Source organism: Dorea sp. AF36-15AT (genome assembly GCF_003477705.1).
Taxonomy (GTDB): Bacteria; Bacillota; Clostridia; order Lachnospirales; family Lachnospiraceae; genus Claveliimonas; species Claveliimonas ammoniilytica.
Genome location: NZ_QUDV01000013.1, coordinates 1 through 21,919 on the forward strand (window position 1 = coordinate 1; position 21,919 = coordinate 21,919).

General features: G+C 41.6%; 17 protein-coding genes, 2 tRNA genes and 1 other annotated feature. Of the genes, 7 read left to right on the top strand and 12 right to left on the bottom strand.

Going from position 1 to position 21,919, the window contains the following annotated elements; translation table 11 throughout:
* Positions 1-97 precede the first annotated feature (97 nt).
* A complete protein-coding gene (locus DWZ93_RS13800; protein ID WP_330371137.1) occupies positions 98-511 on the bottom strand; it encodes a GNAT family N-acetyltransferase in 414 nt (137 codons plus the stop codon).
* Positions 512-692: 181 nt separating this feature from the next.
* Positions 693-908 (bottom strand): helix-turn-helix domain-containing protein, encoded by a 216-nt coding sequence (locus tag DWZ93_RS13805; protein ID WP_004614640.1) that lies wholly within the window; start codon positions 906-908, stop codon positions 693-695.
* Between the two features lie 114 nt (positions 909-1,022).
* Between DWZ93_RS13805 and DWZ93_RS13810 the strand changes: the two genes are divergently transcribed.
* Complete coding sequence (locus DWZ93_RS13810) at positions 1,023-1,331, top strand: hypothetical protein (protein ID WP_199665975.1); 309 nt, start codon at positions 1,023-1,025, stop codon at positions 1,329-1,331.
* 183 nt (positions 1,332-1,514) lie between these two features.
* Here the strand turns inward: DWZ93_RS13810 and DWZ93_RS13815 are convergent, their stop codons facing one another.
* Entirely contained in the window at positions 1,515-1,931 is a 417-nt protein-coding gene (locus tag DWZ93_RS13815; RefSeq protein ID WP_118453288.1) for a helix-turn-helix domain-containing protein, read from the bottom strand.
* Positions 1,932-2,092: 161 nt separating this feature from the next.
* Here DWZ93_RS13815 and DWZ93_RS13820 point away from each other — a divergent pair, with 161 nt between their 5' ends.
* The 3 genes from DWZ93_RS13820 (at position 2,093) to DWZ93_RS13830 (ending at position 4,721) form a co-directional block, all read left to right on the top strand.
* Entirely contained in the window at positions 2,093-2,413 is a 321-nt protein-coding gene (locus DWZ93_RS13820) for a hypothetical protein (RefSeq protein WP_004614643.1), read from the top strand.
* 171 nt (positions 2,414-2,584) lie between these two features.
* A complete protein-coding gene (locus DWZ93_RS13825; RefSeq protein WP_004614644.1) occupies positions 2,585-3,409 on the top strand; it encodes a rolling circle replication-associated protein in 825 nt (274 codons plus the stop codon).
* A 40-nt stretch (positions 3,410-3,449) separates the two neighbouring features.
* Positions 3,450-4,721 carry a tyrosine-type recombinase/integrase gene (locus DWZ93_RS13830; RefSeq protein ID WP_179974618.1) on the top strand — a complete coding sequence of 424 codons (1,272 nt, stop codon included), beginning with the start codon at positions 3,450-3,452 and terminating at the stop codon, positions 4,719-4,721.
* A gap of 69 nt (positions 4,722-4,790) precedes the next feature.
* Here DWZ93_RS13830 and DWZ93_RS13835 read toward each other — a convergent pair.
* From DWZ93_RS13835 to DWZ93_RS13865, 8 genes are all read right to left on the bottom strand, one after another.
* Positions 4,791-4,864 (bottom strand) — tRNA-Pro (locus DWZ93_RS13835).
* 41 nt (positions 4,865-4,905) lie between these two features.
* Positions 4,906-4,976 (bottom strand) — tRNA-Gln (locus tag DWZ93_RS13840).
* Positions 4,977-5,069: 93 nt separating this feature from the next.
* A complete protein-coding gene (locus DWZ93_RS14775) occupies positions 5,070-5,237 on the bottom strand; it encodes a hypothetical protein (RefSeq protein ID WP_158574328.1) in 168 nt (55 codons plus the stop codon).
* A complete protein-coding gene (locus tag DWZ93_RS13845) occupies positions 5,197-8,613 on the bottom strand; it encodes an SbcC/MukB-like Walker B domain-containing protein (protein ID WP_118453289.1) in 3,417 nt (1,138 codons plus the stop codon). The genes DWZ93_RS14775 and DWZ93_RS13845 overlap by 41 nt, the downstream gene beginning before the upstream one ends.
* The gene (locus DWZ93_RS13850) at positions 8,570-9,205 is read right to left on the bottom strand and encodes a DUF4194 domain-containing protein (RefSeq protein ID WP_118383577.1); all 636 of its coding nucleotides are present in this window, start codon (positions 9,203-9,205) and stop codon (positions 8,570-8,572) included. The genes DWZ93_RS13845 and DWZ93_RS13850 overlap by 44 nt, the downstream gene beginning before the upstream one ends.
* A gap of 22 nt (positions 9,206-9,227) precedes the next feature.
* Positions 9,228-10,670 (bottom strand): Wadjet anti-phage system protein JetA family protein, encoded by a 1,443-nt coding sequence (locus DWZ93_RS13855; protein ID WP_199665976.1) that lies wholly within the window; start codon positions 10,668-10,670, stop codon positions 9,228-9,230.
* Complete coding sequence (locus DWZ93_RS13860) at positions 10,654-11,415, bottom strand: DUF6036 family nucleotidyltransferase (protein WP_199665977.1); 762 nt, start codon at positions 11,413-11,415, stop codon at positions 10,654-10,656. Before DWZ93_RS13860 ends, DWZ93_RS13855 begins: the two co-directional genes overlap by 17 nt.
* On the bottom strand, positions 11,405-11,974 hold the full coding sequence (locus DWZ93_RS13865; RefSeq protein WP_118453290.1) for a helix-turn-helix domain-containing protein: 570 nt from the start codon (positions 11,972-11,974) through the stop codon (positions 11,405-11,407). Before DWZ93_RS13865 ends, DWZ93_RS13860 begins: the two co-directional genes overlap by 11 nt.
* Before the next feature lie 155 nt (positions 11,975-12,129).
* Between DWZ93_RS13865 and DWZ93_RS13870 the strand changes: the two genes are divergently transcribed.
* Both DWZ93_RS13870 and DWZ93_RS13875 read left to right on the top strand, forming a co-directional pair.
* Positions 12,130-12,846, top strand: coding sequence for a GTP pyrophosphokinase (locus DWZ93_RS13870; protein WP_118453291.1), 717 nt, complete (start codon positions 12,130-12,132; stop codon positions 12,844-12,846).
* Between the two features lie 61 nt (positions 12,847-12,907).
* Positions 12,908-13,161: a binding site (T-box leader), on the top strand.
* 122 nt (positions 13,162-13,283) lie between these two features.
* Positions 13,284-14,981, top strand: coding sequence for a carbon starvation CstA family protein (locus tag DWZ93_RS13875; protein ID WP_118453292.1), 1,698 nt, complete (start codon positions 13,284-13,286; stop codon positions 14,979-14,981).
* 105 nt (positions 14,982-15,086) lie between these two features.
* Here DWZ93_RS13875 and DWZ93_RS13880 read toward each other — a convergent pair whose 3' ends face one another.
* On the bottom strand, positions 15,087-20,633 hold the full coding sequence (locus DWZ93_RS13880; protein WP_158574329.1) for a leucine-rich repeat protein: 5,547 nt from the start codon (positions 20,631-20,633) through the stop codon (positions 15,087-15,089).
* A gap of 201 nt (positions 20,634-20,834) precedes the next feature.
* On the opposite strand from DWZ93_RS13880, the gene DWZ93_RS13885 reads away from it, so the two are divergent.
* Positions 20,835-21,914, top strand: a complete 1,080-nt coding sequence (locus DWZ93_RS13885; protein ID WP_118453294.1) for a YeeE/YedE family protein — start codon at positions 20,835-20,837, stop codon at positions 21,912-21,914.
* The last annotated feature ends 5 nt before the right edge of the window (positions 21,915-21,919 follow it).

Consider the following 21,919-nt stretch of genomic DNA (forward strand, 5'->3'; position numbering starts at 1 on the left):
AAAGCTGCGCCACAGCCTTGGCAGACCATCGCGCAGCGATTTTGTTCAACTGGAAGTTGTCGAGTTTTATATATTGACCAAAAGTTTGATTTAAGAACTATAAGACTTTTTTCAAATAATATCTATAATGCTTTTCTGGACAATTTTCTAATATACCAAATACAATATACCCTTGCTTCTCATAAAATTCTTTGGCTTGAAAATCAAATGTATCAAGATGAATAAGTTTAGCACCTTTTGATTTAGCATCATTTTCAACTTCTTCTAAAAGTAAGCTACCAAGTTTTTTCCCTCTATAACTAGAATCGACCCACAATGTATCAACATAAACTACATTCCAACAATACATCCTTGCTACAATACCAGCAACAATCTTATCATCCTTACCGATTTTCTTGCTTAAATCTATGAAATTTTCTTTCTGTTTAGCCTCAACCTGAGATAGATTATATTCCACCAGTCTTTCAATAATATAATCCTGTTCTTTCTTTGAACATACATCAATTTTCATAATATAATTTCCTTTCATATAATAAATCGGATTTGTCCAGATTTACAAATTCTATTTGCTTAACTTTCACTACTCACAGTATAATTCGATTTTATAAAATACACAAGTAAAAAGGTATGAGAGACTTTCACACCTCCGCATACCCTTTTATCCATTCCATGCCAATAACAGCAACAGCTCGTTATTCTTTTACATAACAAATCAATTCGCCAACTTCACAATCAAAATAATCACATAACTTACAAATCAAATTTGCATCCAGCCTTTGAAATTCATTTCTGCAATATCTGTTAAAATTTGACCTCGGAATATCCAACTCTTTGCAAATGGTATTCTTACTGATATCCCGTTCTTTCAACAGTTCTTCTATCCTTAACTCTAAATGTCCATAATTCATATGCATCACCCCTACACAAAGTATATTTAATAAATCTTTATGTAGTAATTCACTATACAGCGAGGTACTATATAGTTATCCCCTTAGGGATTTAAGAAAGAGAGGTGCATACACATGAAAATAAAAGTCATAACTACATTTTTATTGTTCTGTCTAATTGCCGGAATCTGCTATTACATCAGTCTGCCCGATTACCATGTCCGTAACAGCATGTCACTCAGTAATCAAGGCACACGAGACACGGAGCTAACTGTTATTGTTTACAAATATTGGGGAATTGATGAGACTATTCGTAAAATCGAAACAGAACACAACAAGATTAACGGCACTCCTACTACCCTTGAAATCAATCTCTATTATTCTGCATGGCTGATTCGTTATGGAGAGAAACCCTTTAAAACCGTTGTTTTTGAATATGACTAAGAAAAAGAATAACAGACAACACTTTCGCAATCGTGCTGTCTGCTATTCTCTGTATACTTTCCACATCTAGTTCTTTCTTGTTCGTGTTCTTTCAAAAACCAACGTTCCGAAGGATGCCCAGAGCGACGGTTCCTAACAGGGCGGCGGGTCGGCTGGGCAAGTGGACGCCTTAGATTACTTCTGCTATTTCGTCACATATTCGATTGGACTATCTTCAATTCCCTCATATTTCTTTATAGTAAGAAGATTGTTAATAAAGTCTAATACCTTGTTTGTATCTTCATCATCCAGTAGGTCCAACTTAGTCAAGATATCAATGTCTGTTTGATTTTCCACTTGTATTGATATGGGTTCTGACATATCCACAACCGCTTTAAATTTTTTCTTTCTGTGAACCACATTAATATCTGTAGTCAATCCCATAACATGACTTTTGCTTACGCCAAACAGTTGTGATAACCTATCCCATATAGAATCATCCCTTGGAGTTCCATTCCCATTTTCATAGTTAGTCAGCATACTTTGTGAAATTCCCAACTCTTTTGCCAATTCCGCAACTGTGATGTTATTTTCTTTTCTCAATTCTTTTATTTTATTCATCGCAATCCTCCTTGTTTATGCTCATTATATTTCAATGTTTTCACTCTGTCAATCTTTTTATCGGATATTAAGATATTTCTCTTGACATCGCTTATTCTGTGCTGTATTATAATAAATATCTGAATATCAGATAATCAAATATTTTAAGGAGGTCATATTTATTGATTAGAGGAACTGATTTCATTTTAAACCCGGACAAACTGGAGGAACAATTTCAATTAGTCGAAGTATCTGAATGGATTGACTACAACACCAAAGAGAAACTAGGCTTCTACTACACTGTTCTTTTTCCAAAGCTGAAATTTGAGAAAATCAAAGTTGGCGTTAAAAATGCCAATCAGCTTGTGTCTAATGAAGAATTGGAGCAAAGAGGACAAGTGACCGTTTCATTTGAGGGACTACATACATGGGCGAGTCTTTATAATGGACGCTTATCCGTCAAAGCAGAAGCTGCCAATATCAGAAAAGCCGGAACAAAATAGTTCCCTAAAGGGGGCAGATAGTCAGTGCCGGACAACGTCATAAGGTGCTGACTATCTGCACCATTTAAGGAAACAGATATCGTTCTATCTTTACTTGATATATAAAACAACATCTTCCGAAAAATCGGAGTAGAAACAAGCACATACAAAATAGGATACGAGGTGAATTTCGTGGGCAAAGCAAAACAATGTTTTGTATACAATACGAAAATCATTGAAACTCCTACTACGAAAGAAGTGTATTTCTATGAAACTCCAATTTACAGCCATTCAAATTCAGATTCAAAAACAAGTAATACACAAGCACATAAACGTAAAGTATTTGATGAAATGTCGGCTCATAAGCAATATGACAGTTTAAAGCGCAAGCAAAAACACTATGAGCAAACCCGTTGGGAGATTGCCCGTATTGTTGACTGCAATTTTGATAACAAGACCAAATTTTTAACGCTGACATTCCGAGAGAATATTCAAGACATCACTATAACCAACAAGGAATTTAAGTATTTTATACAACGATTAAATTACTATCTGTATCAAACCAAAGTCCAGACATTGAAATATATTGCAACGTGGGAGAAACAGAAACGTGGAGCAATCCACTACCATGTTATTTTCTTTGATTTTCCGTTTGTGGCAAAGGAAAAACTACAAGATTTATGGACGTATGGATTTATCAAAATAAACCGCATTGATGTAGACAGCATGGAGAACAGAGGACGTTATTTAAGCAAATATTTTGGTAAAGACCTAGAGTTAAAGGAACACAAAAAAAAGGCATTTTTCAAATCTCAAAACCTTAAAATGCCAATTGAACAAAAGTTAATGCTTACAGATGATATTCTACAGGATTTAACACAAGAGAATGTCGTCTTTCAGAAAGAATATACCAGACAGGTGTATGATACAAAATCTATCATTACAAACGGCTCACCCCTTAAAGACAGCAGTGTTACATATCTGAAAATTAAAAAGGGGCGTGATTGTACTGGCTAAACTGAACGCCCTTGAAATCCTGCAATATGAGAAAGCCATTATGTCGAGAGCAGATTCAATAAAGATATTGTATCAAGAATTAAAAACTGGTATACTTTCGCTAACGGATATACAAGAACAGGTTGATATGAATAAAAAACAAGTTCTTGATTTACACAAAAAAATGTATAACTACTGGCAAGGAAAAAATGGTAAGTGGTACAGCTATTTACCAAAAGAGGGGGTTGAACCGCCAAAGGGAAAGCAGATTGAGAGTGTCAACGAGGAAAAATTGAATAGTAAAATCATAGAGTATTATGTCATTGAGGAATCCCGAAAAAAGCAGGAAAAGACTTGCCCTACTTTCCTAGAAGTCTATTACATGTGGCGAAGTATTAAGGATTTAGAATTAGACGATAACTCAATCTATAAGTTTAATACTGACTGCAAACGTTTCTTTGTTGGTACAGACTTTGCTGAGATGCCTATTAATCAGATTAATGAGAACACAATAAAAGTTTTTATGTTGGAAACCATCAAGCGACTTGAATTGTGCAAAGAAACCACACGTAAGTTTTTCAGCTATATAAAAAACGTGATTAGATACGCAAGAATTGAAAAAATTATCACAGATAATCCAGTGGAATTTCTTGAGCCTAAGGACTTTACAAAACATTGTGGAGAAATTGAAGTATCTGACTGCGATAAATACTATACCGATACTGAACTTGCTATTATCTTAAAAGCCTTGCATGGATATTATAGGGAGAACCCTTTATATATGCCGCCTTATGCCATAGAATTAGCAATGTACACGGGTATGAGGGTTAGTGAGCTATCAACCTTGAAATGGTCTGATATCAATGATATCTGCATCAGTATCAATAAATCTGCAAAACACAATCGGTTAAAAAATGAATTTTCTGTTGGTAAGACTAAAACCAAGAAATCAAGAGCCTATCCGGTTGACGGACAGATTAATCACTTATTGGCACGCATCAAGCGAGTACAAGAAGAACATGGAATTTTATGTGAATGGATTTTCACGGATGGCAATGGAAGTTATACCCATGCAAGAAACATAACTGACTGCATGACACGGTTATGCCGGGAAAACAAATTAAACGGTGGTGGTATCACTAAGCTACGGAAAACAACCAGTTCCGACTTACAAGCTAAAGGCACACCAAAATCAGTGGTCGCAAGTATGTTAGGACATACTACCGAGGTCAACGAGAAGTATTATACCTATGACACTTCAAACCTTGCCGAAAAGAAAAAGATTATCCAAGAGCGAAATGCCAAATTTAAGAATCTGGCACACACTGGATAATCCCAACCAAAGCCAACCAACTTTTTCAACACCTAAAAAATGAAAAACCCCCATAAAATGGGGGTAAAATCGGAGTGACGTGATTCGAACACGCGACCTCTACGTCCCGAACGTAGCGCTCTACCAAGCTGAGCCACACTCCGATTCAAGAATCGGATACATATGATGTATCCGATCTTAGTAGCTACGGATAGAGGACTCGAACCTCTACTAACAGAGTCAGAGTCTGCTGTGCTGCCATTACACCAATCCGCAATAGTGTTTCGCATCAGCGACAAATATTATTATAGCAGAACTTTTCTAAAATGCAAGTACTTTTTTAAATTTTTTAAAATATTTCAAAAATTATTAAATCAGCAGCTCCTGCTCAATCTCCATTCCTTGTTTCAGGATGTCCTTCATCATATGATTCGTCACTTCTGGGTGACACATACCTTTCTTGGTTTCCTTTCGGTATGCATCACCGTCTATGATCTTAATCAGCTGCTGTATCAGTTCCTGTCTGCTTTCTTCCATCTTTCACGTCTTCCTTGCCTGCATTTCCTTCCATCATTTCCAGATACTGCCCTTTATCGATATGCATCATGGATATCTGATTCCTATGTCTGCGGAATCCATACACACTGTCCACATTGCGGATCAGTGACTGCAGACGTTCATCCGGCACGCACACGATTAACTGCAGTTCCAGTTCTCTCGCATAGCGCAGGCACACTTCGCTTCGCTCCTTATCCATCTTGGAAAATGCCTCATCCAGAAGCACCAGACGGATCCTTGGATCTCTGCTGCTCTGCTGCATGTACAGCATTGCAAATCCCGCAAGCAGTGCGACGTATTTCGGGTTCTGTCCCTCACCGCCCGAATCACGACCCGCCATCTCATCTACCGAATTCTTCTTCACATTACCATGTTCATCTTCCACACGCTCATACATACTGAAGGTAAGGTAATTCCGATAATCGGCATATTTTTCCATCTCCTGCTTGTGCAGGCTTCTTTTCTGACCATCTTCATCCTTCGGTGGCATGAATTTCTCCGTCAGACGCTCGATCTGCTTCTCGTATTTCTGGTAAAATGTATCTTCCCCAAAGCTTAACTGTCCGTCAAAGCCGTCATTATCTAACACCTTGCTGTCCAGTTCTTCCGCCATCAGCATCTCATAGAACTGTCCGTTCTCATTATCCGCCGGAAGAATATCGATCTGATACGTACTGTCCGAGAAACGGATACGGGACAGCATCCGGTTGATCTCTTTCCGATGACGGTATGCCGCCTTGATCTCCCCGTGAATGGTCGCAATCACATTTTCCCGCAAGGAATGATATACCAGCAGATACTGCTTCTCGAATTCTGCCTTAAACTTCGGCTCATAATCCTGCTGAAGCTGATCCAACACCTTGTCATACACATCATTGTCATGCTCCAGACTGGTAAATCCATACGCCGGATATTCATTATTAAACCGGATTCTTGCAGAAGTCCGTTGGTCGCCGGCTGATTCTTCCTGTGCAGACAGCTTCGCAAGTAATTCTGTATTTTCCCGTCGGTACGCCTGCTCGGTGCGGTTCATGAGAACCTCTTTCACCTGCGCCAGAAGCTCCTGATTTGGCACAAATCCTTCCTGCAGCAGACTCAGACGTTCTTCATAACTCTTCTGCTCACTCTCAGCGATCCGCTTATCTCCGGCACGTCCGATCCGTTCTTCATTCACAGACTTGATCTTTCGTTCCAGATCTTCCACTTCACGTTCCAGCGTCTCTCGTCTGACATTCAGTTCAGCAGTTCTGGTTCCGTCTTCCAGTTCTTTTAATTCCTGCTGAAGCTGATCCTTTTTCGCCAGATAACGCTCCAGCTCATCTGCTGCCCCGGCAAGACTTAATATCTGCTCCGGACTCTGGCTGAGTCGTTCAAATCGCTGTGCCTGATTCAGGGTATCCCGCATCTGAATATCTTCAATCTGCTCTTTCTGCATATCAAATACTTCATCTTCCAGCTCTTTTAACTTCGCCTTGGATACTCGGGTACCGATACATGCATAACGGGTATAATCCATTTCCCGGAGATGTCTGAATATGTAATTACTATAAGAATAACAGTCCGGTGTCACGCCATCACGCACCTGATGCAGTTCTTCTACCGTCTCACATTTATAAATGCGTCCAAGATATCTGCGCAGACACAGATCCACATACGCCTCTTCGCTGCGCACTGCTTCATAGAGTGTTCCCTCTTCTGCTTTCGGCTCATCGCGCTTAATCGCTGCCGTATTGATCAGATCAATCTCTTCATATTCCCTACGCTTCATCCTGCGGAAGATTCTCGCCGCATCCAGCGCATACTGCGGCTCCGTTACCAGACTGTGCTTAATCCTTCCAAGTCTTCCTTCGATAGCATTCTTCCATTTTTCATCCGTTATATCAAAAAGATCGCCAAATATCTCCACATGGATCGTTCGCCCGTACTGGCTGCTCAGTTCACTCTGAAGCTGAGCTCTGGCACTCTTTAACTCCTTACGATACGGCTTACGGTCATTTTTTAGATCCTCCACCATCTCCTGTTTCTCTTTCAGTTCTTTGGCAGTCTCTCGGATCCGTTCATTCAGATCAGCCAGTTCTTCCTCGATCAGTTCCATTGCCGCCTGAATGCCTTTTTTCAACTTCTCCATATTAGAAGAAGTCACTTCTCCGCCCAACACATCTTCCAGACATTGCAGGGTTGGATTGCTGATATAACCGCTGATATCTTCATCTTCTGCCCACTGAGAAAGTCCCGCACGGATTTCCCGCCACTGTCTGGAATTACCTGCGAGCAGCTGGATTGTCGTCTCCAGATCTTCCAGTTCTTTCTTCTTCACACCGTAATCACTTGCATGAAGTTCCGCACGCACTTCCACCAGTGCATCCGTCTTAATCTTTTTCTGCTGCTCCAGTCCTTCCTGCTTCTCCTCCAGTGCCTCAATCCGTTTACAGATGCCCTCTAGATCAAGCTTCTTCGCTTCCAGACGCACACGGCAGTTCTCGATATCTAAGATACGCAGAATCTGTTCCGTGCGAATCTTATCTGTCTTCACCTGCAGAAGTTCCAGATTATGTGCGCGAATCTCCGACAGGATCTCAATTCTGTGCTCCAGATCTTCTACCCTCTCCTTGATCTCACGATACGCTCCCAGCTGTTCACTGATCGTAGACACCGTATCTTCCTTACTCCGCGGGAACATATAATCCTTGATAAACTGACCTGTACCATTGGTCATCCGTAGCGCAATGGCACTCTTTTCCATCGTCATAAACCGCCCCGGATCGATATATCCAAAGATCACATCATACAGTGTATTCAGATATGCTTCTCTGGATGGGTATACACGGTTCACATCCCCACGCCCTCTGTTATCATCCGAATTCTTACGCTCATCCACAAGCTTTCTGATCTGTCCGATCGTATACGGTGTTCCATCCTCTGTCAGGTAATTATCTTCCGGAATCTTGCCGGAATGGCTGAAAAAATGGTATCTACGCACATCGGTATCATTCTTTCCTACTTCAAACGCTGCTCCGATACAGGTCGTTACATTACTTCCCGTATCCAGAATCTCCAGCACAAGCTGGGAACAGAAGTCCATATTCTCACGGTTTGCCGTGCCATCCTTCTGCGCACCCCGGAGGTAGCTCAGCACGCTTCGTCTGTTCTTCGCGTCATCCGCCGCTTTATTCAAAAATGTCGCAGCAATACTTCCATATAATACAACCTGCACAGCATCCATAACGGTAGATTTACCTGAACCGCTTTTCCCGCTGAACAGATTTACGTACTCATGAAATTCCATCACTTTATGACTGATACCGCCCCAGTTATTGATCACCATCCGGGTAAATATCTTCTTCGATTGTTTCATTTGCCGCTTCCTCCTTGTATTCCTCGATCAATGCATTCATATCCGAAGCAGTCACGTAGAGATTAATCGTGCTGTACAGATAGATCGGTGTCTGATCCTCCACATCTCTTACCGCTCCCGGGAGCTCGATCATCTGATGCTTACTCATCAGGTACAGTGCTTCCCGCCATTCTGCCACCGTCAGCTTCCGGTTCAGCAGATTCGTATTCTTTCCATAGGTACGGATCTCTTCCAGGTTCGTCACCGTTGCTTCCAGTCCTTCTCCAAGAATCTTGTCACGATAAATGATCCTTGCAAGCAGTATAATAATCGTGGTCGTCAGGCTGATCTTCTCTGCCTCTACACCTTCCCCCTTCAACCTAAAAATGTGTTCCTGCGGATCATGCACCAGTTCACATCCAAGCACGGACAGATAATCTTCGATAAATCCCTTATGCCGGACACAGATCTCATAATCCGGATTATCCCTTGGCACCAACGTTACAGGATCATACCGCATCTGCACAATGCAAGTCTGCCGGAATAATTTTGATATTGTTTTCTTTAGATTATCCGCTTCCGTGAGAGATAATCCTTCCATATATGCAATCATTTTATAATCTCCTATCCGTTTTTTACTTTTCCCTGACAGTAAGTTCTGAGAACCGATATCCGTCTTTACTTTCCAGTTCTTTTCCTACCGTAATCTCCTTATCGGTATCTGCCACTTCGGTAGCCTCCTGCCAGACAAAAAATAATTTTTCCAGGTCTTCTACCGACTGTATCGTCTCCTCTGTAACCGTAAATCTGCCATCCTCCTGATTCTTTCTCCGAAATTCGGCGATTTCCTGACTGGTATACAACGGTTTCAGCACAAAGGAATCCAACATTTCTTCTGTTTCAGCTGCCACCACTGCCTGCGGCGCAAATACATCCCGCTCATTCTCACGTCTGCGGTAAAGACTGCGATCGGTCATCACTTTATACCGTTCGGTAAGTCCCATACGATCCGCCAGTTTCATAAGCATCTCTTCCTGCTTTCCGCTCTGGTTCAGCAGATTCACAAGTGTCACCGTACGGTCTTCTTCCACAGCTCCTTCCATCAGGATATAGCGGATTCTCGCTGCTGCTCGTCCTGCAAATACCGTCTTCTGCTCGATCAGCATATTGTATCTCCGCTCAATCGCATCAAACTCCCGTTCAATACGATACAACAGATCATTTGCTTCTTTGCTCAGTTCCAGCGCACGTTCCAGCCTCCGGTACTGTGGCGAAAGTTCATACAGCACTTCTTCTGCCTGATCCATATCTGCCCTCTTCTGCCCCTCGTATTCTGCCTTGCGGAGTAATATCTCCTGATAGCGGTCTTCATTTTCCACCAGGTTCTGATCAATCAGCTCCTTCACCGCTTCCTTATAACGGTAAAAGCTGTCTGTCGTCGTCAGAATGGCATACTTCTTACTATCACTGTTATTGATCTCCTTCACCAGTACTTCCTGAATTCCGAGAAAACTTCTCTGTCTGGACAATTCATCAAAATAGCCGCGCATACTCTCCTGCATATTAGCAAGCATCTGTAACAATCCCCTGGATGCGGATAATGCACTTTTCAATATCTCATTATTTTTCTCACGGTCTGTGCTGTACGTATGAAGATAACTGTACACTGCCAACACACTCTCCCGTTCCTTATCACGATTATCACTGTACAATCTCTGAAAAAGCTCCACGAACTGCTGGCTGTATTCCGGAAATGACACCACGTAACTGTTCAGTGCTTCATCGTAATCCCGTTTCAGCCATCCCCAATCTTCGAGATGCTTCAGACAGATTGATGCCATATTCGAGCGTGTCAGCAATTCTCCCTCCTCGTCAAACTGCTCCTCGCTCCAGTCCAGCGTCGTCTCCGCGATCCGCTCGTTCATCACAGCACGGCACTCGCCCTCCGTCAGTCCGAGCAGTGAAAATGACCTACCAGATTCTTCGTAGATTGCTGTCAGAAACTGCTGATAGTAATCCATATATTTACTTGCAAATAATTTATAAAATTCCCGTGGAATCTTATTCATCAGATTCATAAGTTTCTCCCTTTTCCGCTATCTTTTGTTCAGCTTTCCGCTGTCTCAGTATATCAAGAATATCATTTACATTGGACTGATTTAACACTCCACTATAATCCACCTCGAATCCCTGAAGAAGTAACCCCATCTCCCCTTCAGATCCTCTCAGTTCTGCATATCTTTCTGCCAGATCTTTGCAACTTAATACATCCTTCAAAAAAGTTTTAGCTTCTTCTGTTATTGCATTCCAGGAGCCATATAAATTAATTACCGCACGGTCAATATCTCCATATGATATATGCTCATTTTTCTCTTCATGCTCCATAAGTACGCCAATAATGTCTGAGAAATCATTCTTATACTTTCTTCCCGCTCTCAGTTTCATAGCAATAATATATTCTGCTTTAATCGTTCTAACTTGAAGCACATTAGAATACTGTCTGTAAAACTGCGAAAACTCTTCTATCTTTGGACTGTAAGAAACTGTTCTGACAAAATCTTCATTCAACCATCTATTCGCCAGATAATATTTATCTCCCACACGATTAATTGCTTCTTTCATCGCAGATGCTGCATGAATAATAGCATCTACATCTGTAGTTGATGTACGAAAATTATAATTCGCTAATATAGCTCCTCCACCAATCAGCACGATTTCTGCCGGACTCTTTTTCCCTGCTAGCTTCCGATATTCTTTTCCCAATTCACGCAAATATATATCTAACTCTTTTTTCCCAATATCTTTTGATGGGTTAGACAACATTTCTCACTTCGCCCTCCACTATATTATAATTCAAAAATTCCGGTATCGCTTCTTTTCTTGCCTGACGCAGCGGCTCTTTGCTGTTCTTTATCGCCGCCATCATCCGTACACTCTGCGGATAAATCACTTTATCTAATTTTTGCATTCGCATCGCATTATAATCTGTACAGACCGGAATCGCATTCACTCTGCTCAAATAATCCAGCAGACCTAACAGATAAAATGCTTCCGGATACCATTTACGACGATAGTAAATGCCTATCTCATCGCCTTCGAGTATCTCAATCATATATTCTACATCGCCACATTCTTTTAGTTTATGGCATACATTACTTTTAAATAATTCAAAATCACATCTTTTTTCCAAATGTTCTGCAAGGAGTTCTTCCATTGTAACCCCAAGAGCCTCCGCTAATCGGTACACTGTATCTGCACTGCTTTTTGTAATATCTGCCTTGCTACTGACAATATCGCTGATTGTACTATAAGGAACGCCACTAAGAATAGACAATTCTCTCTTGGTAAGTTTTTTCTGATCCATTATTTCTTTTATTAGCATAGATATCCCTCCAAGTTTTACTACTATTTTAACGGTTGACCGTGATATTGTCAACCTTCTGTAACTCCTCTCTTTATCCCCCCACACTCCGCCATCTGTCTATTGCCTCACCCTCCCAAACCCGCTATAATAGGCATAGAAAGGGGCTTTTTATAATGAAAGGTTTTGAAACTATTATCGAAAAAAGAAGAGATTCCATTCTTCGGAACAGTCTGCTGTCCGATGAATTTATTAATTTTGTACAGAAGAACAAACGTCCATTTGACGAAATGATGTCTTATTATAAGTGTGCCATTATGGAAGTAGAGACCAAATTCCGCGTGCTGAACGAACAGTATTCACTGGAGTACGACCGCAATCCAATCGAGGATATCAAAAGCCGTACCAAATCTATGGAAAGTCTGATGCGCAAGATCCGTCGCAAAGACATCCCACTGACAGTAGCCTCTATTGAGGAGAATATCCACGACATTGCCGGTGTCCGCGTGATCTGTTCTTTCCCGGATGACATCTATATGCTGGCAGACTGTCTGCTCAGCCAGGACGATATTACATTAATTAAGAAGAAAGACTATATCAAGAATCCAAAGCCGGGCGGCTACCGAAGCCTGCATCTGATCATCAGCATTCCCATCTTCCTACAGGAAGGAAAGCGCATGATAACTGTCGAAGTACAACTCCGTACCATAGCCATGGATTTTTGGGCAAGTCTGGAGCACAAGCTCCGCTACAAAAAAGATATCCCGGAAGATCAGGCACATTATCTGGAAGAAGAAATGCTGGAATGTGCCAACATCAGTGCTTCTCTGGACGCACGCATGCAACATGTAAGGGATGTTCTGAACAGAACCTCCAAAGATGTATTTTTATAAAAACAATTTTTTCTTCTCTTGACATCTTAAAACGCAGGACTATAATGACTGTTATCAACAATCAAATGCGACGAACAGGACAACACTTTTCGTTCACTTGTGTTTACAGAGAGTCTTCGGTCGGTGTAAGAAGACATCACAGGAACAAGAAGCTATCACCTGCAAGCAGCCTGAGTCAACACAAATTACACGTTGCAAGTAATTCAGGTCGGAGATCCACCGTTACAGGGATGCTCATTCAAAGGATGAGACAGAGAGGCCGGTTATTCCGGCAAGAGAAGTGGTATCGCGAAGGTTTAAGTCTCCGTCTTCTTATGGATAATCCATAAAGGACGCAGGCTTTTTTTATTTTCCATATATCCACTCATATCGATCGGATTTGATGTTGAAATATTATCTTATAGTATTAAGTATCAAGTAAAGGAGTGTATTAGAGTATGAACACATTAGTAATCGTATTGATCGCAGCAGTATGCCTCCTGGCCGGATATGCACTTTACGGTCGCTGGCTTGCAAAAAAGTGGGGTATTGATCCTACCGCAGAGACACCGGCCGTCAGACATAATGATGGCGAAGATTATGTACCGACCAACGGATGGACCGTATTTGCACATCAGTTTTCTTCTATCGCCGGAGCCGGTCCCGTCACCGGTGCCATTCAGGCAGCAGCATTCGGATGGCTTCCAGTACTTCTCTGGATCTTGTTAGGCGGCATCTTCTTCGGCGCAGTTACCGATTTCGGTGCACTGTACGCAAGTGTTAAAAATGAAGGTAAGTCCATGGGACTTCTGATTGAGAAATATATCGGCAAGACCGGACGTCGTCTGTTCCTCGGTTTCTGTTGGCTGTTCACACTGATCGTTATCGCAGCATTTGCAGACATGGTTGCTGGTACATTTAACGCATATGTAGAAACCGATGGTGTCGTATCCCTCGCTGACAGTGCTAATGCAAATGGTGCAGCAGGATGTATCTCACTGCTCTTCATCGCATTTGCAGTAGTATTTGGTCTGATCCAGAAGAAATTCAATTTCAAGGGCTGGAAACAGGTAGTCGTAGGACTGGTATTCACAGCAGCCGCTCTGCTGATCGGTATGAACCTTCCTATCATTGCTACCAAAGATACCTGGTCATACATCACATTTGCTTATATCTTCCTGGCAGCCGTACTTCCAATGTGGCTTCTGATGGAACCAAGAGATTACATGACCACATTCATGTTCGCAGGTATGATCATCGGTGCTGTGCTCGGTCTCGTTGTAGCACATCCATCTATGAACCTCCCTGCATACACAGGCTTCAGTAATGAAGCCCTCGGCAATCTGTTCCCGATCCTGTTCGTAACAGTTGCCTGCGGAGCTGTATCCGGATTCCACAGCCTGGTATCTTCCGGTACATCTTCTAAGATCATCGCAAATGAAAAAGATATGTTAAAGGTTGGCTATGGTGCCATGGTACTGGAAAGTCTGCTGGCTGTTGTAGCTCTCTGCGTTGCAGGTGCTGCCGCTTCCGCTGATGGAACTGCTGCCGTAGGCACACCATTCCAGATCTTCTCTGCCGGAGTTGCAGGATTCCTGAAAATGTTTGGTATCCACGCATTCGCAGCACAGTGCTTTATGACCATGTGCGTATCCGCACTGGCACTTACAAGTCTGGACTCTGTAGCACGTATCGGACGTATGTCCTTCCAGGAACTCTTCAGTGTTGATGATATGGAACATGCAGCAGGATGGCGCAAAGTTCTCTGCAACAAATACTTCTCAACCATCATTACACTGGCTTGTGGATTCATCCTTACAAAGGTTGGATATGCCAATATCTGGCCACTGTTCGGCAGTGCCAACCAGCTGTTAAGCGCACTGGTTCTGATCACACTGTGTGTATTCCTAAAAGTTACAGGTCGTGAGAACCGCACACTGTTCCCGCCGCTCATCATCATGCTGTGTGTAACATTTACCGCACTGGTACAGCGTTCTATCGCACTGGTCAAAGCATTCAGCGCAGGAACTGCAGTATTCATGGTGGAAGGACTTCAGCTGATCCTTGCAATCCTGCTCATCATCCTTGGTGTTAATATCGTAGTCACATCAGGAAAAGAACTATTTAAAAAGAAAGCGGATAAAGCACAGGCTTAATCCTGATCAAGCTTAATTCAAGAATTTCAAAGGGCGTGAATCAAATTACGATTCACGCCCTTTTCTTATCTTATTATTCTTATTCTATCAGATGAGTTCCTGATCTTATCTGTTCTTTCTTCTCTTGTACACAACGGTTCCGCCTGTAACTACTACACTCATTGCAAGGAGCAGACACAGCAGTCCAATGTGGTTATAATCACCAGTCTTAGCTGCTTTCTTTGCATCTGCCGGTTTCTTATTATTACCATCATTCTTGCCATCTGTTGTTCCAGCTCCACCATTACCCTTATCACCTGTTCCTCCAGCAGTTCCCTTTACATCCTGCTCTGTATACCAGATAGAATAGGTAGAGAATCTGTCTGTCTCAAATGTAATGGTCTTTCCATTCAGTGTTGTAGGAAGAATCTCTGCGACTCCGTCATGAACACGGATTACATAGTAAGTTCTTGTCTTACCTTTTGGTGCGATCAGATTCTCTGGAAGTTCTACAGATATCTTCACTTTCTTAGACAGTTCAGCACCTGTAACTTTCTCAGGTTCACTGTCACCGATTACTTTCCACATAGAGATATCCAGATATAATCCCTTCTTGATACCTTCGATCTCAGCTGCTTTTGCATTGGTTTTTACAATATCCTCTGCCGGTACAGCCGATTCTTCTAACTTGGTAACTTCCAGATATACATTAGCCTTTTCTCCAGCCTCAACCTGTGCTTTTTCTTCATCAGTCAGCACATCCTTCTTGATGCTGTCCTTATCGAAGTCATCTGCTTTTGTAGATGGAGCAGACGGTTTCACTACAACGTTAGCCTTATCAGAAGCTACAATCTTAAATGTCTTATTCAGTGTACCCTCGTACTTACCAATACCTTTAATAATCACATGTCCAACACCAAGCTCTACATTATCTGTATAAGATACTTCAAAATCTGTACCTTCCTTCAGACCTTCGATCGTTACTGTCGGTTTGATCTCTTTGCCAGTATAATCAGCCTTATCAAATTCTACTGTCACCTTATCTTCTACTTCATCCAAGCCGATCTTACCAGTATAGTTGATTACATAAGTATCGTCTGTAAGTTTTCTATGTTCTTTATTTGTCGTTGTAACCTCTACAACATGGCTTCCGTCTTTTCCTTTGTTATTACGGAAAGGCTGTGCGCCAACTGTAGTAATAGAGTTCGGGAATGCAACTGTCTCAAGCAATGCTTCTTTGAATGCAAACTTACCAATGCTTTCTACACCCTCTTCAAGAACCAGAGTCTTTAATGTAGTAGCTTTGTAAGTTCCTTCAAATGCAGACTCACCAATCTCTTTTACACTTCCAGGAATAACCAGGCTTGAAAGGTGATGTAAGTGGAATGCTTTCATACCAATCTTAGTTACAGAATTCGGGATCTCCAGAGATGTCAGTCTTGCTCCTGCAAATGCAGTCTGTCCGATCTCTGTTACAGTATTCGGAATCGTCACATGATCCAGACGGATATTCATAGAGAACGCTCCTGCCGGGATTACGGTTACTCCGCTTGACAGTCTTACTTCTGTAATATCATTAGCTGAGAATGCTCCGTCTCCAAGTTCTGTTACTGTATCCGGAAGAATTGCCTCTACCAGATCATTGCCATAGAATGCGGATCCTCCAATCGATGTGATACCTGTAAAATCAACTCTAACCAACGCATTCTGAGAGAAAGCTTCTTTACCAATCACAGTAGCCTTTTCCGGAAGTACAACAGATGTCATACCATTTGGAGAATTGACACCGAATTTGGTTATCTCTACTTCTGCATCCGGAATCTTAAATGCAGCTTCACCGATTGCAGTAATATCCTGTCTGTCAGGTGTCTGATCCGGAAGCACCAGTGTTCTGATCGTCTGTCTCTTAAGCTGTCCGCTTTCAGACCATCCTGTGATGGTTGTTCCATCGTATGTGAAATCATCCAATGTCCAGCCCGAACCAACAAGCTTATCATATACAACTATATGTGATTTTTGATTTGCAAGAGTTGTATTCCACTCCTGTGCTTTTGTCTTATCAGCCACTTTAACTGTAACGATCGGACTTGCCGCCGCTTTTGATGTTCCAAAGATTAAATCAACTGATTTATTTGCATGAGACAAAGTCACAGTACTTGGAAGCTCCACTTCTGTAATAACGCTTCCGACAAAAGCTTCCTGTCCGATTGTTTCCAATCCTTCATTCAAACTTACAGTAGAAAGCTTATGCTCAAGTCCTTTCTGAAATACTCGAAATGCTCGTTTTCCAATTGTCTTAACATTTGTCGGTAATGTAAGTTTGGTCAATTGATGATTCTCAAATGCCTGATCTCCAATTGTCTCTAATGTACTTGGCAGTACAACTTCTTCGACATGTCTGCCTGCGAAAGCACTCTTTCCGATAGTAACAACGCCTTCCGGAACTACCAGAGTACCAAACTTAGACAATGAAGTTCCACCGTTCATAAATGCACTTGCCGGAATATCTTTTACATTAGCAGACAGTTTAATTACCTGTAGTTCCTGACTTCCGGTAAATGTTGCATTCCCCATAGTAGTTACACTATCCGGAATTGAAACAGCTGTCAGTTTGGAGTTCTGGAATGCTGTCGCTCCAATTTCTTCTAATCCCTCTGGGAATGTAATAGAAGTCATTGCGCTCTCATAGGTCAAAGTTCCATTCAGTGCAAATGCACAATTACCAATCGTCTTCAACGTAGTCGGAAGCGATACGCTTGCCGGTGTGTAGTTCTTATCGTCTGCACTTACAACAAAAATACCCTGGTTATTTGCTCCGGCTCCTAATGCCGTAATTGCTTCTCCATTTGGTCCTTCTTTTGGAAGAATCAGATTCGGATTATTCTTAATCTTAGCTTTACCTGAATCAGCAAGACCGGTAATGGTTGTTCCGGCCTCATCATATGTGAAGTCCTTCACACCCCACGGTGCCTGTTCTTCAGGAATAGCTTTCTTAATGATTCTGTGATACTTAGAAGTTGTCTCATCAGCTACAAATGCTCCAAGTGTTTCTGAATCGATATATACATCCACTACCACATTATTCTTATTAACAAATGTATTTTTATCTAATTTGCTTGTATTGGCAGGAAGCTGAACCGATGTGATCTTGTTAACACCAAACGCTCCTCCATCTACCTGGAACGGATAGTCCGTTTTCTCAGGAAAATCTAAAACTGTAATTTCATTGTTTCCAAATGCCTGGCTTGCAACCTGCATAATCGTCTTCGGGAATTTGACAGATGTAAGCCCATTATATTTAAAAGAATTACCCCCTACATAAATCACACCTTCCGGAAGATCTAAGGTTGCCAGCTTATTTCTCATAAAAGCACTTGCGCCGATAAAGAAGTCGCCACGCTCATTCAGTCCCTGAACCTCCTGCCATGTCGATGGTTCACAAGAAGCTTTGACATTCTCCGGAAGAGTTAATGTTTCTATTTGTAAATCCTCTTCTCCGGTAGCCTTTCTTTGAAATGCACCGGTTCCGATACCCTGAATTTTTTTGCCATTTGCGTCTTTTGCCGGAATCACCAGATTCTTATTGACTTTAATCTTCTCCTTACCTTGATCAGAGAATCCAGTCACTACATGAACAGTAAAGTTCTTTGTTGATTGATAGGCATCTGCCGGCCACAGACCGAAGCTCTCTTCTCCATAAGTAAAATCATCAGCAGTCCATACTGAATCATCTTTTAAGTACAGCTTGTGTCCAGTACCTACTGGGAAGTTCTTGGTATCTTCATATTGTTCTTTCGATGTTACATATACTTTTGTAATTACATCAGACTGTGTTTTCTCAAAAGTATTTTTATTAAGTTTCTTTACTGTGGTCGGAAGCATTACTTCTGCAACTACTTTGTTTCTGAATGCATAGCTTCCAATAGTTGTCAGGCCTTCCGGAAGTGTCAATGTACATGGATCTGTCAGATATTCCTTGGTCGAAAATGCATAAGCTCCAATCTCTGTCACCGTTGACGGAATGTTGATTGCAGAAAAATTATTGCCCGCAAAAGCATTTCTGCCAATCTTGGTAATTCCTTCCGGAATCACAATACTTTTCAGATTAGTCATATAATGCTTTGCATCACTGCAGCCAAATGCTGCATCTGGGATCTCAGTCAATCCCTTAGAAAGATTGATTCTTTCCAGACTCGGATTTGTTGCAAATGCTCCGTTTCCAAGAGTTGTTACTGTATCCGGCAGGATAACGCTTGTAAGATTATTATTCTGAAATGCTGTTGCTCCAATTTCAGCAAGTTTAGATGGGAATGTTACTTCTTTCAATCCATTTGCCTGGAATGCGAAGGATCCCACTTTCTGCAATCCAACCGGAAGATATACTGTATCAAATCCTTCTGTTGCCGATGCAAAAAGTCCGTTGCCGCCAGCTTTCGCATCTGCGATTGCAGTCACATACGTACCTTCACTGGTAAAATCCGGGATAACCAGATCTTTATTTGTTGCTCTTTTTGCAATACCTGATTCAGACAAGCCAGTTACAGTCTGTCCTTCAAAGGTAAAGTCATTAACATTCCATGGAAGATCCGGGTTTTCTGTTTCCTCAGAACCGTCATTGATGATCAGTCTCTGTACCCATGAGTGCTGTGATTCTGTCTCTTTCTTATCATGATGGATTCTGTCTTTTACCTCAAACTCTGCATTATCCGCATACATATATACGATACCTGCGGTATGTGTTTTTCCATCTGCTCCCTTATATGACTTATATTTGTCCGGTGCCTCATTTGCCAATGGTTCTTTTCCCGGATTCCAGAAAAAGCTGTCTTTATTAACAACTTCTGTATAATCCGGCAGTCTTACAGACGTAATTAAGTTATTGGCAAATGCCATACCGTGCATTTCCAACTGGAAATCACAGGTAGTCGGGAAATTAACAGTCGTGATAAGATTCCTTCCAAAAGACTGTGTTTCCAGCCACCAGATTGTCTTTGGTAATTTTACAGTTGTAATCTTATTGCCCATAAATGAATTAGACAGACATGCGATCACACCTTCCGGAAGAGTAACGGAAGTAAGTTCATTGCCTGAAAATGCATTTTCACCAATTACAAAGTTACCTCTCTTTGTTACCTTTCCATTCGTAACTGTATCATTATAGTCCACCATCATTCCGGTAGGAAATTGTACAGATGTAAGTCCCTTTTTTGCAAATGCGCTTGGTGCTACACCTACTACCGCATCTCCTTCATCATCTGTAGCCGGAAGCACCAGATCTTTGTTCTTCTCTAACTTAGCAAGACCTGATTCTGAAAATCCTGCAATCGCAGATCCTTTGATTGTAAAGTCTCTGGAATAATCGCAACCATACAGACGCTTCTCATAATAAGTGTATGTAAAGTCTTCTACCTTCCATACAGAAGCATCTATCTCGTCTGCTCCCTGAGCAGTCGGCTCTTCAGCTGCATCAACTGTACCCGGTTCTGCGACCGGTTCCGTTTTGTCTTCTTCTGTTACATCCTCCGACTGTTTGTCATCTCCAGTCTTCTCAACTTCCTGAGTCACTTCTGTATCTGCATCTGTTCCGCTTATTTCGGCTGCTGATACAGACAGCGCACTGGAAAAGACCATGCACAGACAGAGAATAAGTGCTATAAGTCGTTTCTTTTTCACTTCATTTACCTCCTGTTCTCGACACTCCATTAATATCTTTAGCATAACATTTATTTCACTTTTTTGATAATTGGTAATTTTTATATATATTATGTATTTATTGATATTATCTATAGTGTGTATTGCACGATATAAAACTTGCATTTTGGCTCCATTTGTGAAATTATATACTATATATAAGAAAATACAGGAGATTTTATTATGAAGTTTTTAACTCAGAAGTCTACAGCTTTTTTACTGCTTGTGCTTTCGGCGGCAACTGGTTTACTGCTGCTTACATTCAGCCACAATCTAATGTACTACTGGTTATTCGGATTAGGATTTGGAATCATATTACAGCGGTCTCATGTATGCTTTGTATCCGCTGCAAGTGATCCGATTCTATCCCAGTCTACCGATCAGTTTCGATCTATATTAATTGCTATCCTGATTGCCTCCTTCGGAATATCGGCAATCAAGTACCTGTCTGGCGGTATGTACGACACTCTGGGAGTTGCAGCTGTAAGTATTCCTCTGGTTCTTGGAGCATTTATATTCGGTATTGGCATGGAACTTGCAGGTTGTTGCTGTTCCGGCATGTTTATTCGAATGGGTGAAGGTTATTCTGTTCACTTCATTACATTCATATTCGTAGTACTCGGATATACATTGGGTAATACCCATTACGATCAGCTATGGGCTCCACTTGTTCAGCAATCGCCCTCTATATTCTTCCCGGAACGATTCGGCTGGGGACTTGGTGTCGGCATTCATATTGCAATTTTGATGACTTTCTATATAATAGCAGTTAAGAGAGATACGCAGCCTGCTGCCAATGAGAATACTGCTTATCTAAAAGGAGCAATATGCCTGGGCATTTTAAGTGTCATACACATTATCCTTCTCAAGTCTCAATGGTCAGTATCCGGTGCTTTTTACTGGATCGAGGGCTGTACTAAGAATCTGTTCACTGGCACTATTAAAGATTTTCTAAATTGCAAGGCTTCTATCGAAGTAGCCGCAGGCTCGAACCTGCGTAATTTAGGATTATTAGTTGGATCCCTGATTTCTGTATTATTCAGTTCTCAGTTTAACTTCCGAAAGATCCATTCCAGACAACAGGTAATCAAGTCCGTGATCGGTGGTTCTCTCATGGGCTATGGCGCATGCATTGCCGGTGGATGTAACATTACCGCTTTCTTTATGGCAACTGCATCCCTGTCTTTGTCCGGCTGGGTATTTATGATTGCATTATTCGGCGGCGCATTTGTTGGTATCAAATTATTGTACAAATTTGTATGAGGATT

Bases quoted from the DNA above. Each gene is read 5' to 3' on its own strand.
- DWZ93_RS13800 (WP_330371137.1), bottom strand. From the start codon at position 511: ATGAAAATTGATGTATGTTCAAAGAAAGAACAGGATTATATTATTGAA.
- DWZ93_RS13805 (WP_004614640.1), bottom strand. From the start codon at position 908: ATGAATTATGGACATTTAGAGTTAAGGATAGAAGAACTGTTGAAAGAA.
- DWZ93_RS13810 (WP_199665975.1), top strand. From the start codon at position 1,023: ATGAAAATAAAAGTCATAACTACATTTTTATTGTTCTGTCTAATTGCC.
- DWZ93_RS13815 (WP_118453288.1), bottom strand. From the start codon at position 1,931: ATGAATAAAATAAAAGAATTGAGAAAAGAAAATAACATCACAGTTGCG.
- DWZ93_RS13830 (WP_179974618.1), top strand. From the start codon at position 3,450: ATGTCGAGAGCAGATTCAATAAAGATATTGTATCAAGAATTAAAAACT.
- DWZ93_RS14775 (WP_158574328.1), bottom strand. From the start codon at position 5,237: ATGGAAGAAAGCAGACAGGAACTGATACAGCAGCTGATTAAGATCATA.
- DWZ93_RS13845 (WP_118453289.1), bottom strand. From the start codon at position 8,613: ATGAAACAATCGAAGAAGATATTTACCCGGATGGTGATCAATAACTGG.
- DWZ93_RS13850 (WP_118383577.1), bottom strand. From the start codon at position 9,205: ATGATTGCATATATGGAAGGATTATCTCTCACGGAAGCGGATAATCTA.
- DWZ93_RS13855 (WP_199665976.1), bottom strand. From the start codon at position 10,670: ATGAATCTGATGAATAAGATTCCACGGGAATTTTATAAATTATTTGCA.
- DWZ93_RS13860 (WP_199665977.1), bottom strand. From the start codon at position 11,415: ATGTTGTCTAACCCATCAAAAGATATTGGGAAAAAAGAGTTAGATATA.
- DWZ93_RS13865 (WP_118453290.1), bottom strand. From the start codon at position 11,974: ATGCTAATAAAAGAAATAATGGATCAGAAAAAACTTACCAAGAGAGAA.
- DWZ93_RS13870 (WP_118453291.1), top strand. From the start codon at position 12,130: ATGAAAGGTTTTGAAACTATTATCGAAAAAAGAAGAGATTCCATTCTT.
- DWZ93_RS13875 (WP_118453292.1), top strand. From the start codon at position 13,284: ATGAACACATTAGTAATCGTATTGATCGCAGCAGTATGCCTCCTGGCC.
- DWZ93_RS13885 (WP_118453294.1), top strand. From the start codon at position 20,835: ATGAAGTTTTTAACTCAGAAGTCTACAGCTTTTTTACTGCTTGTGCTT.